Source organism: Marinihelvus fidelis (assembly GCF_008725655.1).
Taxonomy (GTDB): domain Bacteria; phylum Pseudomonadota; class Gammaproteobacteria; order Xanthomonadales; family SZUA-36; genus Marinihelvus; species Marinihelvus fidelis.
Window position 1 is genome coordinate 283,717 of the sequence record NZ_VYXP01000002.1, and the last position, 20,372, is coordinate 304,088.

A 20,372-nucleotide genomic window follows, 5' to 3' on the forward strand; every position below is an offset into this window, starting at 1 on the left:
GCACATATCCGCGGGTTAATCGATACCCTCTCCAACGCGGCCCCAGTCTGCGCAACCCTTGTTCAGGTCGAAGTTCAGCCAGATACCTACCGCGCGGCCCACCAGGTTCTCTTCCGGCACGTAACCCCATTCGCGGCTATCGTTACTGCGGTCGCGGTTGTCGCCCATCATGAAGTAATGCCCCTCGGGCACTTCCCATTGGCCGTTTCTGCCGGAAATGCCGTTGTGAATGAGGATATCGTGGCGGGTGTTACCCAAATCTTCCCGGTAGCGCATGGCATCGCGCCGCGGCGTGCTGCACTTCACTTCGCTGCTGACATAAGGCGCGCCACCCTGCTCTCCAACTTCTTCACCATTGATGAACAGGCGTTTGTCGCGATAGGCCACGGTATCGCCCGGCAGGCCGACTACGCGCTTGATGAAATTGACGCCGGGGTCGACAGGGTAACGGAATACCACGACATCGCCGCGCTCCGGCTCGCCAATGGGCACGACCTTCTTGTTCAGCACGGGCAGGCGCAGGCCATAGGAAAACTTGTTGACGACGATGAAGTCACCAATCAGCAGCGTCGGGATCATCGACCCCGAGGGAATCTTGAATGGCTCGAACAGGAACGACCGGAAAACCAGCACCGCGAACAGGATCGGAAACAGCGACCGTGAATATTCCACCGCCACCGGCTCGTTGACCTCGGCCTGGCCGGCCCGGGCCGCGCGGTCGGCGCGCTTTTGCCGGAACAGCAGCGTGTCGGCCGCCCAGATCAGGCCGCTCAACAGGGTCAGCACCACGAGTACCAGGGCAAAATCCAGGTTCATTGTTATTCCTCTTTAGTTCTTGTCCTGCTGGAGCACCGCCAGGAAGGCTTCCTGAGGAATCTCCACGCGGCCGACCTGCTTCATGCGCTTCTTGCCGGCTTTCTGCTTTTCCAGCAGCTTGCGCTTGCGCGTGACGTCACCACCGTAGCACTTGGCGGTGACATTCTTGCGCAACGCCTTGACCGTGGCACGGGCGATCACCTGCGAGCCCAGCGCGGCCTGGATCGCGATATCGAACATCTGCCGCGGAATGAGCTCCTTCATGCGTTCCGCCAGCTCGCGGCCGCGACGCTGGGCCTGTTCGCGATGCAGGATCAGGCTGAGCGCGTCGACCTTTTCCTGGTTGATCAGGATATCGACACGGACGAACGGCCCGGCCTCGAAGCGCTTGAAGTGGTAGTCAAACGAGGCGTAGCCGCGACTGACCGATTTCAGGCGGTCGAAAAAGTCGAGCACGACTTCGGACATCGGCAGCTCGTACTGGATATTCACCTGTCCGCCCAGGTACTGCATGCCTTTTTGCATGCCGCGTTTTTCCTCGCACAGGCCGATCACGGCGCCCACGTAGTCCTGTGGCACCAGGATATTGGCCTCGATGATCGGCTCGCGGATCTCGGCGATCTTGTTCACCGGGGGCAGGCTGGCCGGGTTCTCCAGGCTGATGACCTCGCCGTCGGTCATTTCGATCTCGTAGATCACCGTGGGCGCGGTGGTGATCAGCTCGACGCCGTACTCGCGTTCCAGCCGTTCCTGGACGATGTCCATGTGCAGCAGGCCCAGGAAGCCACAGCGGAAACCGAATCCCAGCGCCTCGGACGTTTCCGGCTCAAACTGCAGGGCCGCGTCGTTAAGCTGGAGCTTCTCCAGCGCTTCGCGCAGGTCGGCAAAATCGTCGGCATCGGTAGGGAACAGACCGGCGAATACGCGCGGCTGCATGGTGCGGAAGCCCGGCAGCGGCGCATCCGCCGGCTTGCCCGCGTGGGTAATGGTGTCACCCACGGGCGCGCCGTGCACGTCCTTGATGCCGGCCACCAGGAAGCCCACTTCGCCGGCCTCCAGGGTATTGGTGGGCTTTCGCTTGGGCGTGAACACGCCCACCTGCTCGACCTGGTGCTGGTCACCCAGCGACATCAGGCGGATCTTGTCACGCTTGGACACACGCCCTTCCATGACACGAACCAGGGAAATAATGCCCAGGTAGTTGTCGAACCAGGAGTCGATGATCAGCGCCTTCAGGGGCGCCTCGCGATCACCTGACGGTGGCGGCACCTTGGCCACCAGTTCCTCGAGCACATCCTGCACGCCGTTGCCCGTCTTGGCGCTGACGGCCAGTGCATCCTGCGCCTCGATGCCGATGATGTCCTCGATCTCGGTCTTGACCCGGTCCGGCTCGGCCGACGGCAGGTCGATCTTGTTCAGCACCGGGATGACCTCCAGGCCGAGTTCGACAGCCGTGTAGCAATTGGCGACACTCTGCGCCTCCACGCCCTGGGCCGCGTCCACCACCAGCAGTGCGCCCTCACAGGCGGCCAGCGACCGGGACACCTCGTAGGAAAAGTCCACGTGCCCCGGCGTGTCGATGAAATTCAGCTGGTAGGTCTGGCCGTCCGCCGCGGCGTAGTCCAACGTCACGCTCTGGGCCTTGATGGTAATGCCGCGTTCGCGCTCGATGTCCATGGAGTCGAGCACCTGGTCCAGCATTTCACGCTCGGTCAGGCCACCGCAGATCTGGATGAAACGGTCGGCCAGCGTGGATTTCCCATGGTCGACATGGGCGATGATGGAAAAATTGCGGATGTATTTCTGGTCCATGGTGACGCATCAGGCGGCGAAATTCGGCCGGGAACTAGGGTTGGCTGTGGCGCCGGGGCGCCGTTACAAAAAGGCCACCCGCCAGGCGGGCGGGTGGCCTTACTGTTCATCCGGTCATTATAACCGATGGCGACTCAATCCATGTCACCCTCGTCCGGGGTGTAGGCCAGGAACGAGGTATTGCCATTGCGCCAGACACGCAGGGCCACCGCCCGCCCTTCGGGCAGGTCTTCGACGATGTCCTGGAAATCGTCAACGCCATCGATCGGGCGAGTGTTGATCATCAGGATCAGGTCACCGGGGCGAATCCCGGCCCGCCATGCCGCGGCGCTTTCGACCTCGGCCACCAGCACACCCCCTTCAGGGGCTTCGGCCCGCCGGCGGCGGTCTTCACCCAGGTTTTCGACGGCCAGGCCCAGCACGTTGCTGCTCGCCGGCTCCTCTTCCTCGTCACCCAGCAGCGTTTGCTCGTCTTCCTCAAGCGCGTGCAATACGACATCAAACTCGCGCTCACGGCCGTTGCGACTGACCAGCACGGTGGCCTCGGTGCCGGGCGGGTTGGCGCCCACCAGCGGCGGCAGGTCGTTCCAGGTTTCGATCGACTGGCCGTTGAAGGCCAGGATGATGTCACCCGGCTCAATGCCGGCCTCTTCCGCGGCGCTGTCGTCGGTCACGTCGTTGACCAGCGCACCCACGGGGCGATCCAGGTCCAGGGCCTCGGCCAGCTCTCGGGTCACTTCGCCCACCTGCACGCCCAGCAGGCCACGGCGCACGGTGCCATGTTCGCGCAACTGCGAGGTCGTGCTGACCGCAACATCGGCCGGAATGGAGAACGACAGGCCGATATAGCCGCCACTGGAGCTGAGAATCCACGAATTCACACCCACCACCTGGCCGTCCATGTTCAGCAGCGGGCCGCCGGAGTTGCCGCGATTAATGGCCACGTCGGTCTGGATGAACGGCACGTAGGCCTGGTTGGCATTGCTGCGCCCGGTGGCGCTGACGATACCGGCAGTCACGCTCTGGTCGAAGTTGAATGGTGAGCCGATGGCAATCACCCATTCGCCCTGGCGCAGGGCGCCCGAATCACCCCACTCCAGTGCCGGCAGGTTGGCAGCCTCGATCTTCAGAAGAGCGATATCACTGAGCGGGTCGGAACCGACCAGTTCGGCCTCGAACTCGCGCCGGTCGGCCAGGCGCACGATAATCTCGTCCGCGCCGTCAACCACGTGATGATTGGTCACCACGTAGCCACTTTCGTCAACGATGAAACCGGAACCCGCGCCGGACCGGTCCGGCTGGGAGAACCCGCGCCCATCCGGGGTGCCGAAGAAGCGACGGAAAAATTCGGGCACGTCTTCCTGTCCGTACGGCGACGGTTGTGCGTCCGGGTCGGTGTTTTGCTGGCGCAACTGGTTTTCGGCCTGGTCGCCAAACTGCGTGACCCGAATATTCACGACCGCCGGGCCGACATCCTCAACCAGCTCGGTGAAATCGGGCAGGCCGGTGACCCGGGCCTGGGCCGCGGCGGCCATCAGCAAGGCGGCGCCCAGCGCCAGCATACGCATTACGTTCTTTTCCATTTTCACGGTTGTCCTCTTCGTGAATTCAGGCTTGGATGAATCTTCAATGGTGGTTGGTGACCGCACAATCAAGCACCGGCGTGGCCACGGCCCTGATCTCGATACCCAGTGGCTCGAGCGAGCCCGGCAGCCGTCTGCGCGCCCACAGCAGCGCCACGCTGGCCGCGAGCAGGCCGGCAATGCCAGTTACGATGTCTGCCACGGCGCCATCGGTCGAAGGCGGCAGGACCAGCGCTGCGCAAAATGCCCCCGCCAGGCCAGCCAGCAATGGCAGGGCAAACAGCTGTGCGGTCATGGCCAGGAAACGGTGCTCCGGGATACACAGCCACACCGGGTCGCCCGCTCTCGCGGTCACCGTGTTAGCCAGGCTGAGTTCAACCGGCTCACAACGTAACAGGCGCCCGAAAAGACCGGCACCGCAGCCCTTTCCGGCATCGCAGGCGGTGCAACCTGACTGCCCACCAACGCGGACGATGGCCCGGTCATCGACCACGGCCACCACCCTGCCCTGCTGTTCGATCATGGCAACTCGGGCAGTTCGGAAAAGGCCTTGCCGATGCGCTTGACGGTCAGCGGCGGCACTTCGCCGATGGCGGTCACCATGCGGCCGTCGACGACTTCCGTCCAGGCGTTGGTGGTGCCCATGCGGCTCAGCCCGCCCGCGTCGGCGCGCTCGCCAGCACCGGATTCGATGTACACGGACACCGCGGCCAGGCCGTCACTGTAGACCCAGTGGGTCAGCTCGCCGCCACCGGCGCCGGGTTCACTGGCCCGTGCCACCAGCTGGTAGCCCGGCGGCAGGCCCATCGGCGCCAGCGGGGTGTCGATGACCGGCCCCGGTTTCGGTGCCGGGGACATGGGGTCACGCTGACCCAGCTCGATGAACTCTTTCTCTGCAGTACCGGATTTCAACTCGGCCACATCAACCTGGTCGCCAGTACGCAACTCGGTAAACACCAGCTTGGCCAGCAGTTTGTGCTTGGGGTTGAACAACACCCAGCGCAGCAACAGGCCGGAGTCTTCATCCAGCCACAGGTCGTAGCCATTGCGGTACTGGTCCTGCGGCACGATGCGCACCTGCTGCCCTACCCGGCCGGCGACACGGTCCTTCTTGCCCAGTTCGAAACGGTAATGCCGCTGCACCTTCCGGAAGGCCTCGACGTCGAACTCGGGGAACACGGAACCTGTGGCCAGTGCGGCCTTCATGCCCGGGTCTTCCTCACCCAGCGCGCAACGCACGCCATTGCCGTCACGGATCACCTCGCGGTGTGGGCCGGAAATCGACACCATGCGCTCGTGCACTTCACCATCGGTGTTGACATGGGTGATCCGCATCGTATCGACGTCTTCGTCGCGGACATAGACAAACGTGCCCTGGTAGCTCATCTCGCGCATGGCGGTGGCCATGCGTTCAAGCCATACCCGGGCCTCGTCACTGGTGTCCGGACCGGCATGCGCGGGCGCTACGGACAGCGCCAGCAGCATGACCAGCAGGAACCTCATGGTCATCAGGGAATTCAGTTCTGCGGGGTCTGCGAATCGACCGCGCCGGTGACCGGCGTGTCGGCGGCGTCTTCACCGGCCGCACCGTCTTCGGCCTGGTCAGCCTGCGCGGTCGACGCGGTGACCATGGGCACGTAGGAGACGAACCCCTGGCGCCCGACCGTGCCGGCGGCCCGGTTATGGCGCAGAAGGTAGCCATTCAGGCGCTGGCGTGCTTCAGCCTGGCCGTTGAACGAGGCCGGCTGCGACTCCGGCATGACGCCGAGCGGGTTGGGGCTGGCAAACGGCTGCGCGGGCTCGGTGGCCGGCGTGGTGCCCGGCGTGACGCCATTGACCGTCAGCAACACGGCCATGACCGCAACCGATGCCGCGATGGCGAACCCGGACGCCGGCTTCAGCCATGTCGGTACGCGCCTGGCCGGGGCCTGTTCGGCAGCCGCCTCGGCCGCCATTTCAGCATCGACCCGGTCCAGGTCGACGGTCAACCGGCACAGGGCCAGTTCGCCGCCCTGGCGCCGCATGCAGTCGCGGATCAGGTGATACCGCTCCCACGTTGTGCTCATTTCCGGATCCGACCCCATCCTGCGGGCGACGAACTTCGCGGTGTCCTGCGACATTTCGCCATCCATCAGGCTGGAAAGGTGTTCCAAGGTGTCCTTGTTCATAAACTGTCTGCCTACCCGTGCCTATTGGGTGATTAAAATCTATTGTGCCCCGGTGCTATTGACCATGAACCAGGGGCTTAAGTTTCTCGTCGATCGCTTCGCGTGCCCGGAAAATGCGTGAACGGACGGTGCCGATCGGGCATTCCATGGTCGTGGCGATCTCGTCATAACTCATGCCTTCGATTTCCCGCAGGATGATCGCGGTCCGCAGATCCTCCGGCAGTTCGGCGATGGCGTCATAGACGGTGCGCTCGATTTCCTCGCGCATCAGCTCGTTTTCGGGTGTACCCCGTTCCTTGAGCCGGCTGTCCATGTCGTACTGTTCCGCGTCGTTGGCGTCGATATCGCTGGCCGGCGGACGGCGGTTGCGCGCCACCAGCCAGTTCTTCGCCGTGTTGATGGCGATACGGTACAGCCAGGTATAGAACGCACTGTCACCACGGAACTTGCCAATGGCGCGGTAAGCCTTGATGAAGGCCTCCTGCGCCACGTCCTGCGCTTCCGCACCATCCGACACGTAACGCGAAACAAGGCTGACGATCCGGTGCTGGTACTTGCGGATCAGCAGGTCGAAGGCGGTCTTGTCGCCCTTCTGCACCCGCTCGACCAGCAGCTGGTCCACCTGGGCCTCGCCAAGCTTCTGCTCGTCGCCATTGTCCTGCTCGCCATCATTGGCGCGCGCCTTGTCGCTCATCTGCACTCCCCCGGAGCGACCCGTATCCCCGGCCCCAAAAGGCCCGGGCGTTGCCGTCCGTACGCTTTGCGAGGATATCATGCGGCTCCCCCACTCGTTATTCGTTGCATTCGCGTTACCTTCCAGGAATCGCTGCTTTGCTCTGACCGGGCGTGTGGCCGCAAGTTCCCGAATCGGGCGACCTCGTTTCCCACCCGGTCGATGCCTGTACGCCCATGTCCGGCAAATGCGATAATGCGCGGCTTTCCGAATTAACGAACACGCTGGGGGTTCAGCATGGATTTTCTCCGCTCTCTGGGTATCAACGACGACAACCCGGGTGCCTGCTTCGGCAACACCGAATATTCTTCCACCACCGACGCCGGGCAGGTTGAAAGCATCAACCCGTCTACCGGCGAAGTGATTGGCCGGGTCTGGTCCGCGTCCGAAGCCGACTACGAAAAGGTCATGGCAAAAGCCGTTGAAGTGGCCGCCGAGTGGCGCACCGTCCCGGCCCCGCAGCGCGGTGAAGCCATCCGCCTTTGCACCGAGGCCCTGCGCCAGCACAAGGATGCCCTGGGCAGCCTGGTCAGCCTGGAGATGGGAAAGATCAAGGCCGAGGGCGACGGCGAAGTGCAGGAGATGATCGATATCGGCGATTTCGCCGTCGGCCAGTCGCGCATGCTCTACGGCAACACCATGCATTCGGAGCGCCCACTGCACCGCATGTACGAGCAGTGGCATCCGCTGGGCGTGGTCGGCGTGATCTCCGCGTTCAACTTTCCGGTGGCCGTATGGGCCTGGAACTCTTTCCTGGCGGCCATCTGCGGCAACGCCACCGTGTGGAAGCCGTCGCCGAAGGGTGCGCTGTGCTGCGTGGCGGTGCAGAACATCTGCAACACGGCGCTTGAGGACGGTGGCTTCCCGCCGATCTTCCTGAGCTTTATCGAGGACGGCAATGCACTGGCCGAACGCTTCGTCGACGACCGCCGCGTCGCCCTGATGTCGTTCACGGGCTCCACCGCGGTGGGCCGCCAGGTGGGTGAGCGCGTTGCCGCGCGCATGGGCAAGAGCCTGCTGGAACTGGGCGGCAACAATGCCCTGATCCTGGACGCCTCGGCCGACCTGAAGATGGCCATCCCCGGCATTGTCTTTGGCGCCGTCGGCACGGCCGGCCAGCGTTGCACCACCACGCGCCGCCTGTTCGTGCACGACTCCATTTTTGACGAAGTGAAGTCCATCCTGGCCGACGCCTATGGCCAGGTGCGCATTGGCAACCCGTTGGACGCGTCCACGCTGATGGGCCCGCTCACCGACGCCGCCAGCGTCGCCCGCTACGAGGCCGCCGTGGCCGCGGCCGTCGAGGCCGGTGGCGAGGTACTGTTCGGTGGCAAGGCCATCGACGGCCCAGGCTTCTTCGTCGAGCCGGCCCTGATCGTGGCGCAGAACGACTGGGACATCGTCCAGGACGAGACCTTCGCGCCGATCCTGTACGTGATTCCGTTCAGCGACCTGGACGACGCCATCGGCATGCAGAATGACGTCAAACAGGGCCTGTCCTCGGCCATCTTCACCAACGACATCCGCAACGCCGAGCGTTTCCTGGCGGCGACGGGTTCGGACTGCGGGATCGCCAACGTCAACATCGGCACCTCCGGCGCCGAGATCGGCGGCGCCTTCGGCGGTGAAAAAGAAACCGGCGGCGGCCGCGAATCCGGCTCCGACGCCTGGAAGGCCTACATGCGCCGGCAGACGAACACCATCAACTGGGGTTCTGAGTTGCCGCTGGCACAGGGGATCAAGTTCGACCTGTAGGCGGTAGGCGTGAGGAGGAAGGCGGAAGGAGTGGAGATGTCGTGTTTGGTGTGATTCGCAAGGCGTTGTTTCAGCTGCCGGCTGAGAAGGCGCATGAACTGGCGCTGGAAGGGCTGGCGAAGAGTCATGCGCTGGGCGCGGCGAAAAGGATGTATCCGCGTGTCGACGCGCCGCTGCGGGTCATGGGGCTGGAGTTCGCCAACGGCGCCGGCCTGGCAGCCGGCATGGACAAGAACGGCGACTATATCGACGCGCTGGGCGACCTGGGTTTCGGCTTTATCGAGGTCGGCACCGTGACGCCGCGGCCGCAGCCGGGCAACCCCAAACCGCGCATCTTCCGCCTTGAAAAGGCCGGGGCGATGATCAATCGCCTCGGCTTCAACAACAAGGGCGTCGATCACCTCGTCGGCCAGGTAACCAAACGAACTTTCGATGGCGTGCTGGGCATCAACATCGGCAAGAATTTCGATACGCCGAACGAGAAGGCGGTCGACGACTACCTGGCCTGCTTCAACGCCGTCTATCCGCACGCCGACTACATCACGGTGAACATCTCCTCGCCCAACACGCGCGGCCTGCGCGACCTGCAGGGCGAAGAGGCGCTGAACCAGCTGCTGCGCACGCTGGCCAACCGCCGCCGTGACCTGGCCGGCGACCATGGCCGGCGCGTGCCGATTGCCGTGAAAGTGGCGCCGGACCTGGACAGCGAGGCCGTCACCGCCATCGCCGCGGCCGTGTCGCGACACCAGATGGACGCGGTGATCGCCACCAACACCACCATCAGCCGTGACGGCGTGCAGGGCCTGAAACACGCCGAGGAAACCGGCGGCCTGTCCGGTCGCCCGCTGCTGGAGTCGTCCACCGCAATCCTGGCCGCGCTGCGGGACGCCCTGCCCCGTGACATCGCGCTGATCGGCGTCGGTGGAATCGCCAGTGGCCGCGACGCCGCCATGAAGATCAGGGCCGGCGCCGACCTGGTGCAGTTCTACACGGGCTTCGTCTACCGCGGCCCCACCCTGGTGGCGGAAGCCGCGCGGGGCGTGAAGGCCGCGCGCGGGAACGCATGAGGCTGAAGCCCTTCAACACCCTGGGCGTCGATGCCCGGGCCGAGCACCTCATCACCCTTTCACGGCCGCAGGACCTGGCTGACACTGAATTCGACCCAGCGCGCGACCTGGTACTCGGCGAAGGCAGCAATGTGCTGCTCGCGGGTGACGTACCCGGCACGGTCATCCTGAACCGGCTTAGCGGGCGAAGAATCCTTGATGACGACGGCGATAGCGTGGTTGTCGAGGCTGCCGGCGGTGAGCGCTGGCACGACCTGGTGCGCTGGACCCTGGACCAGGGCCTAAGTGGGCTGGAAAACCTGTCACTGATCCCCGGCCTGGCCGGTGCGGCCCCGATGCAGAATATCGGCGCCTATGGCGTCGAACTGGCCGACCACCTGGTCAGCCTGGACGCCTGGGACTGGCGTACGGGCTCGATGCGTACGTTCAGCGTCACCGATTGCCGCTTCGGGTACCGTGACAGCCACTTCAAGACCGGCGAGCCCGATCGCTACCTGGTTACGGCCATACGGCTGCGGTTATCCCGGCCGTTCACACCGCGACTGGATTATCCCGGCCTGGCCACCGCGCTGGCCGAAGCCGGCATCGACAAGCCCACGGCCCGGGATGTCAGCGACGCGGTCTCCCGCGTCCGGCAAAGCAAGCTGCCCGACCCCGCCGTTATCGGCAATGCCGGCAGCTTCTTCCGCAACCCGGTCATCGAGGACGGCCTGGCCGACGACCTGCGCGGCCGTTTTGCCGGGCTGCCGGTCTATCCCGCCGCTGACGGCCAGGCCAAGCTGAGCGCCGGCTGGATGATCGAGCATTGCGGCTGGAAAGGCTTCCGCGACGGCGACGCCGGCATCTCGGAGCAGCATGCCCTGGTGCTGGTCAACCACGGCAGCGCCACCGGGCGGCAGCTGGTCGACCTGGCCTGGCGGGTACGCGACAGTGTCGCGGAAACCTTCGGCGTGACCCTTGAAAACGAACCCCGGGTGATCGAATTCCCGGGCCATGAACACTGAAACCGCAAAGACGGAGATTAATGTGCACATCACCAGAACCCCCTTGTTCATTGCCCTCGCCGCCCTGGCGCTGAGCGCCTGCAGCAAAAGCGAAGACGCCACCACCACGACAGCCGCGCCTGTTGAGCCGGCCGCCGTGGAAGCCATAGAGCCTGCGCCTGTCAGTGCCGAAACCACGGCCGATGTCGCCGCGGCTGCGATCAGTGGCGACAGCCTGATGACCAGTATCGGCGCGCTGGCCTCCGATGAATTCGGTGGTCGCGCACCAATGTCCGAGGGCGAACGCCTGACCCTGGATTTCCTCGAAGCCGAGTTCAAGGCGCTGGGGCTGGAGCCGATGTTCGGTGACAGCTACCGCCAGCCAGTGCCGCTGGTCTCCATCGAGGCCGACAGCGACACCGCGCTGACCATCACCGCCGCCGACGGCAACACCACCGTGTACGCCTACGGCGCCGATGCCGTTTTCGGCACCTCGCGCGTGGTCGAGGAAACCGGCCTGGACGCCAGCGAGCTGGTGTGGGCGGGCTACGGCATCGTCGCGCCGGAATACGACTGGAACGACTACGAGGGCCTGGATGTGGCCGGCAAGACCGTCGTGGTGCTGGTCAATGACCCGGGCTACGCCACCGGCAACCCGGACCTGTTCAACGGCAACAAGATGACCTACTACGGCCGCTGGACCTACAAGTATGAAGAGGCTGCGCGCCAGGGTGCGGCGGGCGCAATCATCGTTCACCAGACCGAGCCGGCCTCCTATGGCTGGAACGTGGTCGAGGGCAGCTGGACCGGCCCGCAGTTCCACCTGGCCAGCGCCGACGGCAACGCAGGCAACCTGGCCCTGGAAGGCTGGGTCCGGCATGAAGTCGCGCAGGAAATTTTTACTGCCGCCGGCAAGGACCTGGCCGCGATGACCGCCGCGGCAGCCGAATCGTCCGTGACGCTGGAGCCGCTTGGGGTGACCGCCACCGCACCCATTCGCAACACGCTGGAACATGCCGAATCATTCAATATCGGTGCGGTGATCCCCGGTGCCGAACGCCCCGACGAGATGTTCATCTACATGGGCCACTGGGACCACCTGGGCGTCATGCCGCATGAAGACGGCGCCGAGGGTGATTTCATCTACAACGGCGCCGAAGACAACGCCAGCGGCACCGCGGCGCTGATCGAAGTGGCTCGCGCGTTCAAGGCGCTGCCGACCGCGCCCGAGCGCACTGTCGGTTTCCTGGCCGTCACCGCGGAAGAATCCGGCCTGCTGGGTTCAAAGGCCTACGCCGCCAACCCGGCCTGGCCGATGAACAAGACCGTCGCCGGCATCAACATGGACGTGCTGAATTTCGCCGGCCTGGTGAACGACATCGAGGTGGTCGGTTTCGGCGGCTCGGAGATGGAGGACATCCTGGCCACCGAGGCGAAGCACTACGGGCGCACGCTGACCCCCGAGGCGACGCCGGAGGCCGGTTACTACTACCGCTCCGACCACTTTAACTTCGCCAAGAAGGGTGTGCCGATCCTGTACGCCAAGGGCGGCACGGTGGCCCGTGACGGCGACAGCCAGGCCATTGCCGATTACAAGGCGGCGTACCGCGCCGAGCGTTACCACGGCGTCGCCGACGAAATCATCGATGACTGGGATATCGACGCGGCGGTCGAGGACATGCGGCTGTTCTTCCGCATCGGCCTGAACGTGGCCGACAGCGACCAGTGGCCGGCCTGGAATGAAGGCAACGAGTTCAAGGCCATTCGCGACGCCTCGCTGGCCGAGTAAGCGCCGAATCCTGACGATCACATCGTACCCGCCGGGGCCATCGTGCCCCGGCGGTCATTTCCGGCGAAGCCCGCCGGACACCCCCTACTCGTTGACCACCCCGTGCGGCACATGGCCGGACGCCACGTGCGGCCGCGCCGACTCGATATGGGTGAGCTGGTCATCGAAGAAGATATCCGCGCCGAAAGCAGCCAGGAACGGCCCCTTGGACTTGCCACCCAAAAACAACGCCTCGTCGATACGGATGCCCCATTCACGCAGCGTCAGGATGACGCGCTTGTGCGCCGGCGCCGAGCGTGCCGTGACCAGCGCGGTGCGGATCGGGTTGTCTTCAATGGGGTACGCCGACTGGATCTCGTGCAGCACCTGCAACATGCGTTTGAACGGCCCGCCGTTCAGCGGCCGGCCGGCGGCCTCGCGCTCGCTTTTTGAGAATGCTTCCAGCCCCTCGGCCTGGTAGATGCGCTCGGCCTCGTCGCTGAACACCACGGCGTCACCATCGAAAGCGATACGCAGCTGCCCATTCTGGCGGCCCGAGGCCGCGCCCGGCAAGACCATCGCCGCGGCGAAACCGGCCGCGAGCACATTGCGCACGTCATCGACATGGGTCGACAGGAACAGGTCTGCGCCCAGAGCCTTCATGTAGCGGTCCGGCGGCTCGCCATTCGTGAACACCGCGCGCTCGACGTGCAACCCGTGATGCTCGATGGTGTTGAAGATGCGCAGGCCGGTATCGGCGCTGTTGCGCGAGGCCAGGATGACTTCGACGCCGGGGTGCTCGACGCCATCGTCGTTCAGGGCCAGCAGCTTCTTGACCAGAGGGAACGCCACACCGGGCGAAAGAACCTCGTCCTCGCGGTCGAGCTGGTAGCGCTGGTAGGCCTGCAGGCCCTCTGCCTCGAAGACCTCGTGGCTACGCTCCAGGTCAAACAGCGCGCGCGAGGAGATCGCCACCACCAGGGGCCGCGGGTGCAGGTTTTGTACCTTTTCGTCGTTCATGGCATTACTTTAACCGAGCTGATTCTCAAAAGCTGATAGAGTCGAAATCATGCCCCCCAGTCGCCTCGTGGCAATCTCCATACTGGCCATGCTCGCCTTCGCCGGCAACTCCCTGCTCTGCCGCGTGGCGCTGGCAGGCGGAGCCATCGATGCGGCGACCTTCACGCTGGTCAGGCTGGCTTCGGGGGCGGCATTCCTGGCCGTGCTCGTATTTCCAGGGCGGATACGGGCGGGGCTGGGCGGCGACTGGATATCAGCCGCCACTTTGTTCATCTATGCAGCGGGATTCTCGTTTGCCTATCTCGAACTGGCGGCCGCCATGGGGGCGCTGATCCTTTTCGGGGCTGTGCAGTTAACGATGATCGGTTACGGGCTATGGGTCGGTGAACGGGCCAATGGATACCAGGTAATTGGCGTCCTGCTCGCGGCCGGTGGCCTGGTATGGCTGTTGCTGCCGGGAGCACAGGCGCCTTCATTGCCGGGCGCAATGTTAATGCTGGCCGCCGGTCTCGCCTGGGGCATCTACTCACTGCGCGGACGCGGTGCTCGCAACCCCACCCGGGACACCGCCGGAAACTTCATCCGCGCCACGCTGATCGCGGCCCCTTTGGGCCTGGTCATGATCCGTGATTTCGACGTCGATGCAACCGGCATCGGCTACGCCATCGCATCAGGCGCCCTGGCCTCCGGGCTGGGTTACGCCATCTGGTACATGGCCCTGCCCCACCTGAGAGCCATGTCAGCGGCCATCATGCAACTGTCGGTACCGGTACTGACCGCTGCCGGTGGCGTACTCCTGCTCGGCGAAGCCGTTTCGACCCGCCTGGTCCTGGCCTCAGTGGCGATACTGGGCGGAGTGGCGCTGTTCCTGGTCAGCAAGCGCAAAGCAGCACCGAAGGTACCGTGAGCGCCTAGAGAAACTGCTCGTTCAGGATTCGCTCTTCCAGCGAATGGTCCGGGTCGAACAGCAGGCGCAATGAGGTATCGCGTTCTTCGTGGATATCGACCCGCGCGATATCCCTGACCTCGAAGGCGTCCGCCGTGGCGCTGACGGGCCGCTTCTCCGGGTTCAATACCTCGAAACTCACCTGCGCCGATGCCGGCAGCACGGCGCCACGCCAGCGGCGCGGCCGGAACGGGCTGATGGGCGTCAGCGCCAGCGCCTCGGTGCCCAGCGGCAGGATCGGGCCGCGTACGGAAAAGTTGTAGGCCGTACTGCCGGCCGTGGTCGACAGCAGGATACCGTCGCTGACCAGCTGCTCGACCTTGACGGCGCCATTGACCAGCACACGCAGGTGCGCGGCCTGGTTGGACTGGCGCAGCAGCGAGACCTCGTTGATGGCCAGCGCTTCGTGGATTTCGCCTGTAGTGGTTTCCGCGCGCATCTTCAGCGGGTACAGGGACACTTCCTGGGCCGCGCAGAGCCGCTCGCTTAATCCATCCTTCTCGAACCGGTTCATCAGGAAGCCGACGTTGCCGGTCTTCATGCCGTAGACCGGCAGGTCCGTCTCGATCATCCGGTGCAGGGTGTGCAGCATGAACCCATCGCCACCCAGTGCGACGATGACATCGGCCTCGGCCAGCGGCGCCTGGCCGTAACGTTCGACCAGGGCCTCGACGGCGGGGTCATCCCGCCGCCCGGGGCTGGCGACAAAGTGGATGCTGCGCCGCCCCATCAACTGTCGGCCGTGGTCAGTAGCTGGTCCAGCGAATGCACGGCAACGGAAACGGTGGCGTAATCCATGTCCGGCAGTTTACGCATATCGGCCATCATGTCCACGACCCGGTCGACCGGGCCCGCGTGCGCGGCCTTCCAGTCCGCCAGCGGGTCATCGGCCTTGCCGTGGGTGCGAATGACGATCTCGGCCAGTTCGCGGTGGTGCTCGAAAAGCTCGTCACGCAGGTTTCCACGCGCCTGGGCCTGCCACTGGCTGGTGACCACCAGGCGTTCGACCTGGACACGCAGCCAGCGCAGCGACAGGTCGTCACCCAGCCCCCGGTAGACATCGGCGACCACGCCGACTTCCACGCCAAGGCGTACCGAGGTTTCAACCACGTCAAGGATTGGCGGCAGGAACGGCAGCATGGCGATACGGCGGCTGAAGCGCCTGGCGAACCCTGCTTCGATAAAGCGGGCCTCGTCGGCCTCGAAACGCGCGCGCTCATCGTCGTGCAGCGAGCGCAACAACGCTTTCTGCATGGTTTCGAAGCCTGGCCGCAACCGCTCGATCACGGCCTCGATGTCATCGGCACCGCCCTTGCGATTGGCCACCCAGCGGGTGACCTGGCGCAGCTGCTGCCACATCACCAGCAGGGCATCGAGCTGTACGGTTGCCGCGACCTTGTTGTCGGCCGATTCCACCCGCAGCCAGAAGTCGCGCGCATCCAGCAACTCGCGGGCCACCGTGTACGCGCGCGCCACTTCCGGCGACGAGGCGCCGGTATCGTCGCGCATGCGCAGCACGAACGACACGCCCATGCGATTGACCAGGCTGTTGGTCACCTGGGTGGCGACGATTTCCCGCTTCAGCCGATGGGTCAGCATCAGGTCGCCATACGGCTCGCGCAGCGGCTCGGGGAAGTAGCGCGGCAGTTCGGCCGACAGGAACGGGTCTTCCGGCACATCGGAATCCAGCAACTCCTGGTACAGGCGGATCTTGGCGTAGGAGAGCAGCACCGAGAGCTCCGGCCGCAACAGGCCCTCGCCGCGCTGGCGGCGGTCTGTCAGCTCATCGTCGTCCGGCAGGAACTCCAGGTCCCGGTCGAGCAGGCCCTGGTCCTCGAGTACGCCGATGAAGCGCTGCTTGGCGCCCAGCCGGTCGGCCGAGAGCCGTTCCATCATGGAGATGGCCTGGGTCTGCAGGTAGTTGCTACGCAGTACCAGCTCCGATACCTCGTCGGTCATTGCCGCCAGCAGCGCGTTGCGGTCGTCCAGTGACAGCGTGCCGGCCTCGCGTGCCTGCTCCAGCAGGATCTTGATATTGACCTCGTGGTCAGAACAATCCACACCGGCCGAGTTATCGATGAAATCGGTATTGACCCGGCCACCGGCGCGGGCATACTCGATCCGGCCCAGTTGGGTCAGGCCCAGGTTGCCGCCCTCACCCACCACGCGGCAGCGCAGCTGGTTACCATTCACGCGCAGCGGGTTGTTGGCCAGGTCACCAACGTCCGAATTGCTCTCGCGCGATGACTTCACGTAGGTGCCGATACCGCCGTTCCACAACAGGTCGACGGGCGCTTTCAGCAGCGCGGAAATCAGCTCGTCCGGTGGCAACTCGGTGTCCTCGATGCCCAGCCACTCACGCACCTGGCGGCTGACCGGCACGCTCTTTTCCTGCCGCGAAAACACCCCACCACCCGCGGAAATCAGCGCGGGGTCGTAATCCGTCCAGCCCGATCGCGGCAGCCGGAACAGGCGGCGGCGCTCCTTGTAACCGGCCGCTTCATCCGGCTCCGGATCAATAAAGATATGCAGGTGATTGAAGGCCGCACGCAGGCGGATGTGCTTCGACAGCAGCATGCCGTTGCCGAACACGTCACCGGACATGTCGCCGATGCCGACCACGGTGAACGGCTCGGACTGGATATCGGTGCCCATTTCGCGGAAATGCCGCTTAACGCCTTCCCAGGCGCCCTTCGCGGTGATGCCCATGCCTTTGTGGTCGTAGCCCACCGAGCCGCCGGAGGCGAAGGCGTCACCCAGCCAGAACCCGCGCGATTGCGCGATGCCGTTGGCAATATCGGAAAACGTCGCCGTGCCCTTGTCGGCGGCGACCACCAGGTACGGGTCGTCCGGGTCGCGACGGACGACGTCCTTCGGCGGCACCACGGTCTCGCCGTCCAGGTTGTCGGTGATGTCCAGCAGCGCGTTGATGAACACCTTGTAGCAGGCCGTGCCCTCGGCGATGACCGCGTCTCGACCGCCGTTCTCCGGCAGCCTTCGCGGCACGAAACCGCCCTTGGCACCCACCGGCACGATCATGGTGTTCTTGACGTTCTGCGCCTTCATCAGGCCCAGCACCTCGGTGCGGAAATCCTCCGGGCGGTCGGACCAACGCAGGCCACCGCGGGCAATGGGGCCCATGCGCAGGTGAATGCCCTCCACGCGCGGCGAGAATACCCAGATCTCACGGTACGGCCTTGGCCGTGGCAGTTCCGGCACCTTCGACGAGTCGAACTTGAAGCTGATGTAATCGTGATTCCCGCCGCTCCCGTTCAGCTGGAAGCAGTTGGTCCGCAACGTGGCGCGGATGATGCCGAAAAATGCCTGCAGGATGCGGTCTTCGTCGATGCTGCGCACGGCGTTCAGCGAGCGGCGGAAGGCGCGACGCAGTGATTTTGCCGCCGCCGCACGGTCGCCCGCACCACGCTGGTCGACAACGTCCTGCAGGTACTCGGTCAGCACCGAATCGCCTTCACCTTCGGCCGGCAGCACGCGTTCCAGGTCGCGCGCCAGATGCTTCGCCGCCAGGTCACGGCGGTAGTCACTCTCGTCGTCACGGGCGGGGTCGAAATAGGCCTCGAACAGTTCCACCAGCAGGCGCGCCGGCACCGGGTGCCGCGCCATGGTCGCCGCCATGTAATCGAGCGAAAACGGCATGCCGGTCTGCAGCAGGTACTTGCAGTAGGCGCGCAGCACCTTGACCTGCCGCCAGTGCAGCCGGCAGGCCAGTACCAGGCGGTTGAAACCGTCGCTGGTGCTGACACCACGCCAGACCTGCTCGAAGGCCTCGATAAACGGCTCGCGGACGACATCCAGCGGCAGTTCACCGCGACCCGTCCAGGTCATGTCGTAGTCCTGCACCCAGATGTCGTCGCCGTCGGCGAAGTCGAGCTGGTAGGGGCGCTCATTCAGCACCTTCAGGCCCAGGTTTTCCAGGATCGGCAGCACCTCGGACAGCGGGATGGCGCGGCCACGCTTGAACAGCTTGAAGCGCAGCAGCCCGGCGTCCTTGCGGCGCGGCCGGTACAGGCTCATCTGCAGGTCGTTTTCGTCCTTCAGCGAGGCGATGCGCTCGACATCGTAGCTGGCGACCCAGGGCGACACGTCTTCCACATAAGCTGCCGGGAATGCCTTGCCGTAGGCCTCTGCCCAGGCCAGGCCAGTGTCCTCACCGAACTTCTGCACCAAGGCATCCGCCAGGTGGTCATGCCAGGAGCGCACGGCGTCGACCAGTTTCTGCTCCAGCATGGCCACGTCCGGCTGCGGGTCGGCGCCGGCTTTTGGCCGGATGATGACCTGCAGGCGAGCCAGCGGCGATTCGGAAATACGCACCTCGTAATCCAGCGTCTCGCCCTGGTAGGCGCGCTTCAGGATCTCCTGGATGCGCTCGCGGTTCTCGGTGTTGAAGTGATCGCGCGGGATGAACACCAGCGCCGAGAAAAACCGGCTGAAACGCTCCCGGCGCACCAGCAGGCGCACCCGCTTGCGGTCCTGCAGGTTCAGCACCGCGTGGGCGATGTCGGATATTTCCTCGACGCTGGCCTGCAGCAGGTCGTCGCGCGGCAGGGTTTCGAGGATATGCACCAGTGACTTACGCGCATGCGAGCCCGGGCGCAGGTTGGACTCCTCCAGCACGCGCTCGACCTTCGGGCGCAGTAGCGGCGTGTCCTTCACGCGGCGGAAATAGGCATTGGAAGTGAACAGTCCGATAAAACGCCGCTCACCAACGATACGGCCGCGTTTGTCGAACTGCAGCACGCCGATGTAATCCATGTAACCGCTGCGGTGCACGGTGCTGCGCGCGCGGGTCTTGGTGACGATCAGCGGATGGTCGCGCTCGGTCATGGCGCCGTCCGCCAGCGTCGCCAAGGGCCGGCTGCGGACCATGCGACCGCTCTCGCGCAGCAGGCCCAGGCCGGAGCCCTCCACTACGTTCAGCGTGGAATCGCCCTTACTGCGCTTGACCGTGTAGTCACGTGCGCCCAGGAAGATGAAATGGTCGTCGCGAATCCATTCCAGGAATTCGCGTGACTCGTCCAGCAGACCCTGGTTACAGGCGCCGGCCCAGTTCTCCAGGCTGGAAACCGCCTCGTCGGCCCGGCGGACCATTTCTGGCCAGTCCTCCACCGCGGCGCGGACATGCGCCAGCGCGGTGTCCAGTTTCTGGGCGATCTTTTCCAGGTCCCTGTCGTCGCCCTGGCGGTCAATCTCCATGTGGATGATCGACTCGGGCGCGCCCTTGCCATCGGCGGTGGCATGGAAGCCACGTGCACGGCCGCGCTTGTCGCGGACGATATGCACCACAGGATGTACCATCCGGTGAACGGTGACCCCGAGCTCAGCCAGCACCAGGTTCGCGGTGTCGACGATAAACGGCATGTCATCGTTCACCATTTCGACGATCGTGTGCTTGCTGGTCCAGCCGTCACGCTTCTGTTCGGGGTTGTAGACCCTGACCCGGGCCTCACCCGGCGGCCGGCTGGCAGCAAACTTCATCAGCTGGTCGATGACCGCGGCGGCGGTCGCGGCCGACACCTTGCGCAGCTCTTCACCCGGCACACGGCGCAGGAAGGCCTGCGCGAAGTACTCGGCCTGCGGCGCCCGGCTGGGGCTGGACCGCTCCGCCAGGATGGCCTGGACCTGCTTCAGCAATGCGGCCTTGCGCGCTTCGGCCTGCCCATCGGCGGCCATGCTCTTGAGTTCGCCCATCATGCTCTCCAC

The 20,372-nt window shown here is 64.9% G+C and carries 15 protein-coding genes; 5 read left to right on the plus strand and 10 right to left on the minus strand.

Annotation, left to right across the window (positions count from 1 at the left end):
• Positions 1-15: 15 nt before the first annotated feature.
• The 7 genes from lepB to rpoE all read right to left on the minus strand — a co-directional run bounded on the left by lepB (position 16) and on the right by rpoE (position 7,073).
• Positions 16-816, minus strand: a complete 801-nt coding sequence (lepB, locus tag F3N42_RS02670) for a signal peptidase I (RefSeq protein WP_150862833.1) — start codon at positions 814-816, stop codon at positions 16-18.
• 12 nt (positions 817-828) lie between these two features.
• Positions 829-2,628 carry a translation elongation factor 4 gene (gene lepA / locus F3N42_RS02675; RefSeq protein ID WP_150862834.1) on the minus strand — a complete coding sequence of 600 codons (1,800 nt, stop codon included), beginning with the start codon at positions 2,626-2,628 and terminating at the stop codon, positions 829-831.
• A 134-nt stretch (positions 2,629-2,762) separates the two neighbouring features.
• On the minus strand, positions 2,763-4,211 hold the full coding sequence (locus tag F3N42_RS02680) for a DegQ family serine endoprotease (protein WP_224784647.1): 1,449 nt from the start codon (positions 4,209-4,211) through the stop codon (positions 2,763-2,765).
• 43 nt (positions 4,212-4,254) lie between these two features.
• Complete coding sequence (locus F3N42_RS02685; RefSeq protein ID WP_150862835.1) at positions 4,255-4,734, minus strand: SoxR reducing system RseC family protein; 480 nt, start codon at positions 4,732-4,734, stop codon at positions 4,255-4,257.
• The gene (locus F3N42_RS02690; RefSeq protein ID WP_191621198.1) at positions 4,731-5,714 is read right to left on the minus strand and encodes a MucB/RseB C-terminal domain-containing protein; all 984 of its coding nucleotides are present in this window, start codon (positions 5,712-5,714) and stop codon (positions 4,731-4,733) included. The genes F3N42_RS02685 and F3N42_RS02690 overlap by 4 nt, the downstream gene beginning before the upstream one ends.
• A 14-nt stretch (positions 5,715-5,728) precedes the next feature.
• Positions 5,729-6,379 carry a sigma-E factor negative regulatory protein gene (locus tag F3N42_RS02695; RefSeq protein WP_150862837.1) on the minus strand — a complete coding sequence of 217 codons (651 nt, stop codon included), beginning with the start codon at positions 6,377-6,379 and terminating at the stop codon, positions 5,729-5,731.
• A gap of 55 nt (positions 6,380-6,434) precedes the next feature.
• Entirely contained in the window at positions 6,435-7,073 is a 639-nt protein-coding gene (gene rpoE / locus F3N42_RS02700) for an RNA polymerase sigma factor RpoE (RefSeq protein ID WP_150862838.1), read from the minus strand.
• A 276-nt stretch (positions 7,074-7,349) separates the two neighbouring features.
• Between rpoE and amaB the strand changes: the two genes are divergently transcribed.
• Genes amaB through F3N42_RS02720 form a run of 4 tightly spaced genes read left to right on the plus strand, consistent with a single transcriptional unit; the run spans position 7,350 to position 12,706 of the window.
• Complete coding sequence (gene amaB / locus F3N42_RS02705; protein WP_150862839.1) at positions 7,350-8,867, plus strand: L-piperidine-6-carboxylate dehydrogenase; 1,518 nt, start codon at positions 7,350-7,352, stop codon at positions 8,865-8,867.
• Between the two features lie 41 nt (positions 8,868-8,908).
• Positions 8,909-9,934 (plus strand): quinone-dependent dihydroorotate dehydrogenase, encoded by a 1,026-nt coding sequence (locus tag F3N42_RS02710; RefSeq protein WP_150862840.1) that lies wholly within the window; start codon positions 8,909-8,911, stop codon positions 9,932-9,934.
• Positions 9,931-10,938, plus strand: coding sequence for a UDP-N-acetylmuramate dehydrogenase (gene murB / locus F3N42_RS02715; protein ID WP_150862841.1), 1,008 nt, complete (start codon positions 9,931-9,933; stop codon positions 10,936-10,938). The genes F3N42_RS02710 and murB overlap by 4 nt, the downstream gene beginning before the upstream one ends.
• A gap of 22 nt (positions 10,939-10,960) precedes the next feature.
• Positions 10,961-12,706 (plus strand): M28 family metallopeptidase, encoded by a 1,746-nt coding sequence (locus F3N42_RS02720; RefSeq protein ID WP_224784648.1) that lies wholly within the window; start codon positions 10,961-10,963, stop codon positions 12,704-12,706.
• Positions 12,707-12,790: 84 nt separating this feature from the next.
• Here F3N42_RS02720 and F3N42_RS02725 read toward each other — a convergent pair whose 3' ends face one another.
• Entirely contained in the window at positions 12,791-13,705 is a 915-nt protein-coding gene (locus tag F3N42_RS02725; RefSeq protein ID WP_150862842.1) for a 5'-nucleotidase, read from the minus strand.
• Between the two features lie 49 nt (positions 13,706-13,754).
• Here F3N42_RS02725 and F3N42_RS02730 point away from each other — a divergent pair, with 49 nt between their 5' ends.
• The gene (locus tag F3N42_RS02730) at positions 13,755-14,612 is read left to right on the plus strand and encodes a DMT family transporter (RefSeq protein ID WP_150862843.1); all 858 of its coding nucleotides are present in this window, start codon (positions 13,755-13,757) and stop codon (positions 14,610-14,612) included.
• Positions 14,613-14,616: 4 nt separating this feature from the next.
• Here F3N42_RS02730 and F3N42_RS02735 read toward each other — a convergent pair whose 3' ends face one another.
• A complete protein-coding gene (locus F3N42_RS02735) occupies positions 14,617-15,381 on the minus strand; it encodes an NAD kinase (RefSeq protein WP_150862844.1) in 765 nt (254 codons plus the stop codon).
• The gene (locus tag F3N42_RS02740; RefSeq protein WP_191621199.1) at positions 15,381-20,360 is read right to left on the minus strand and encodes an NAD-glutamate dehydrogenase; all 4,980 of its coding nucleotides are present in this window, start codon (positions 20,358-20,360) and stop codon (positions 15,381-15,383) included. Before F3N42_RS02740 ends, F3N42_RS02735 begins: the two co-directional genes overlap by 1 nt.
• Positions 20,361-20,372: the final 12 nt, after the last annotated feature.

Coding starts and splice junctions, on each gene's coding strand:
- lepB (WP_150862833.1), bottom strand. CDS start 816: ATGAACCTGGATTTTGCCCTGGTACTCGTGGTGCTGACCCTGTTGAGC.
- lepA (WP_150862834.1), bottom strand. CDS start 2,628: ATGGACCAGAAATACATCCGCAATTTTTCCATCATCGCCCATGTCGAC.
- F3N42_RS02680 (WP_224784647.1), bottom strand. CDS start 4,211: ATGGAAAAGAACGTAATGCGTATGCTGGCGCTGGGCGCCGCCTTGCTG.
- F3N42_RS02685 (WP_150862835.1), bottom strand. CDS start 4,734: ATGATCGAACAGCAGGGCAGGGTGGTGGCCGTGGTCGATGACCGGGCC.
- F3N42_RS02690 (WP_191621198.1), bottom strand. CDS start 5,714: ATGAGGTTCCTGCTGGTCATGCTGCTGGCGCTGTCCGTAGCGCCCGCG.
- F3N42_RS02695 (WP_150862837.1), bottom strand. CDS start 6,379: ATGAACAAGGACACCTTGGAACACCTTTCCAGCCTGATGGATGGCGAA.
- rpoE (WP_150862838.1), bottom strand. CDS start 7,073: ATGAGCGACAAGGCGCGCGCCAATGATGGCGAGCAGGACAATGGCGAC.
- amaB (WP_150862839.1), top strand. CDS start 7,350: ATGGATTTTCTCCGCTCTCTGGGTATCAACGACGACAACCCGGGTGCC.
- murB (WP_150862841.1), top strand. CDS start 9,931: ATGAGGCTGAAGCCCTTCAACACCCTGGGCGTCGATGCCCGGGCCGAG.
- F3N42_RS02725 (WP_150862842.1), bottom strand. CDS start 13,705: ATGAACGACGAAAAGGTACAAAACCTGCACCCGCGGCCCCTGGTGGTG.
- F3N42_RS02730 (WP_150862843.1), top strand. CDS start 13,755: ATGCCCCCCAGTCGCCTCGTGGCAATCTCCATACTGGCCATGCTCGCC.
- F3N42_RS02735 (WP_150862844.1), bottom strand. CDS start 15,381: ATGGGGCGGCGCAGCATCCACTTTGTCGCCAGCCCCGGGCGGCGGGAT.
- F3N42_RS02740 (WP_191621199.1), bottom strand. CDS start 20,360: ATGGGCGAACTCAAGAGCATGGCCGCCGATGGGCAGGCCGAAGCGCGC.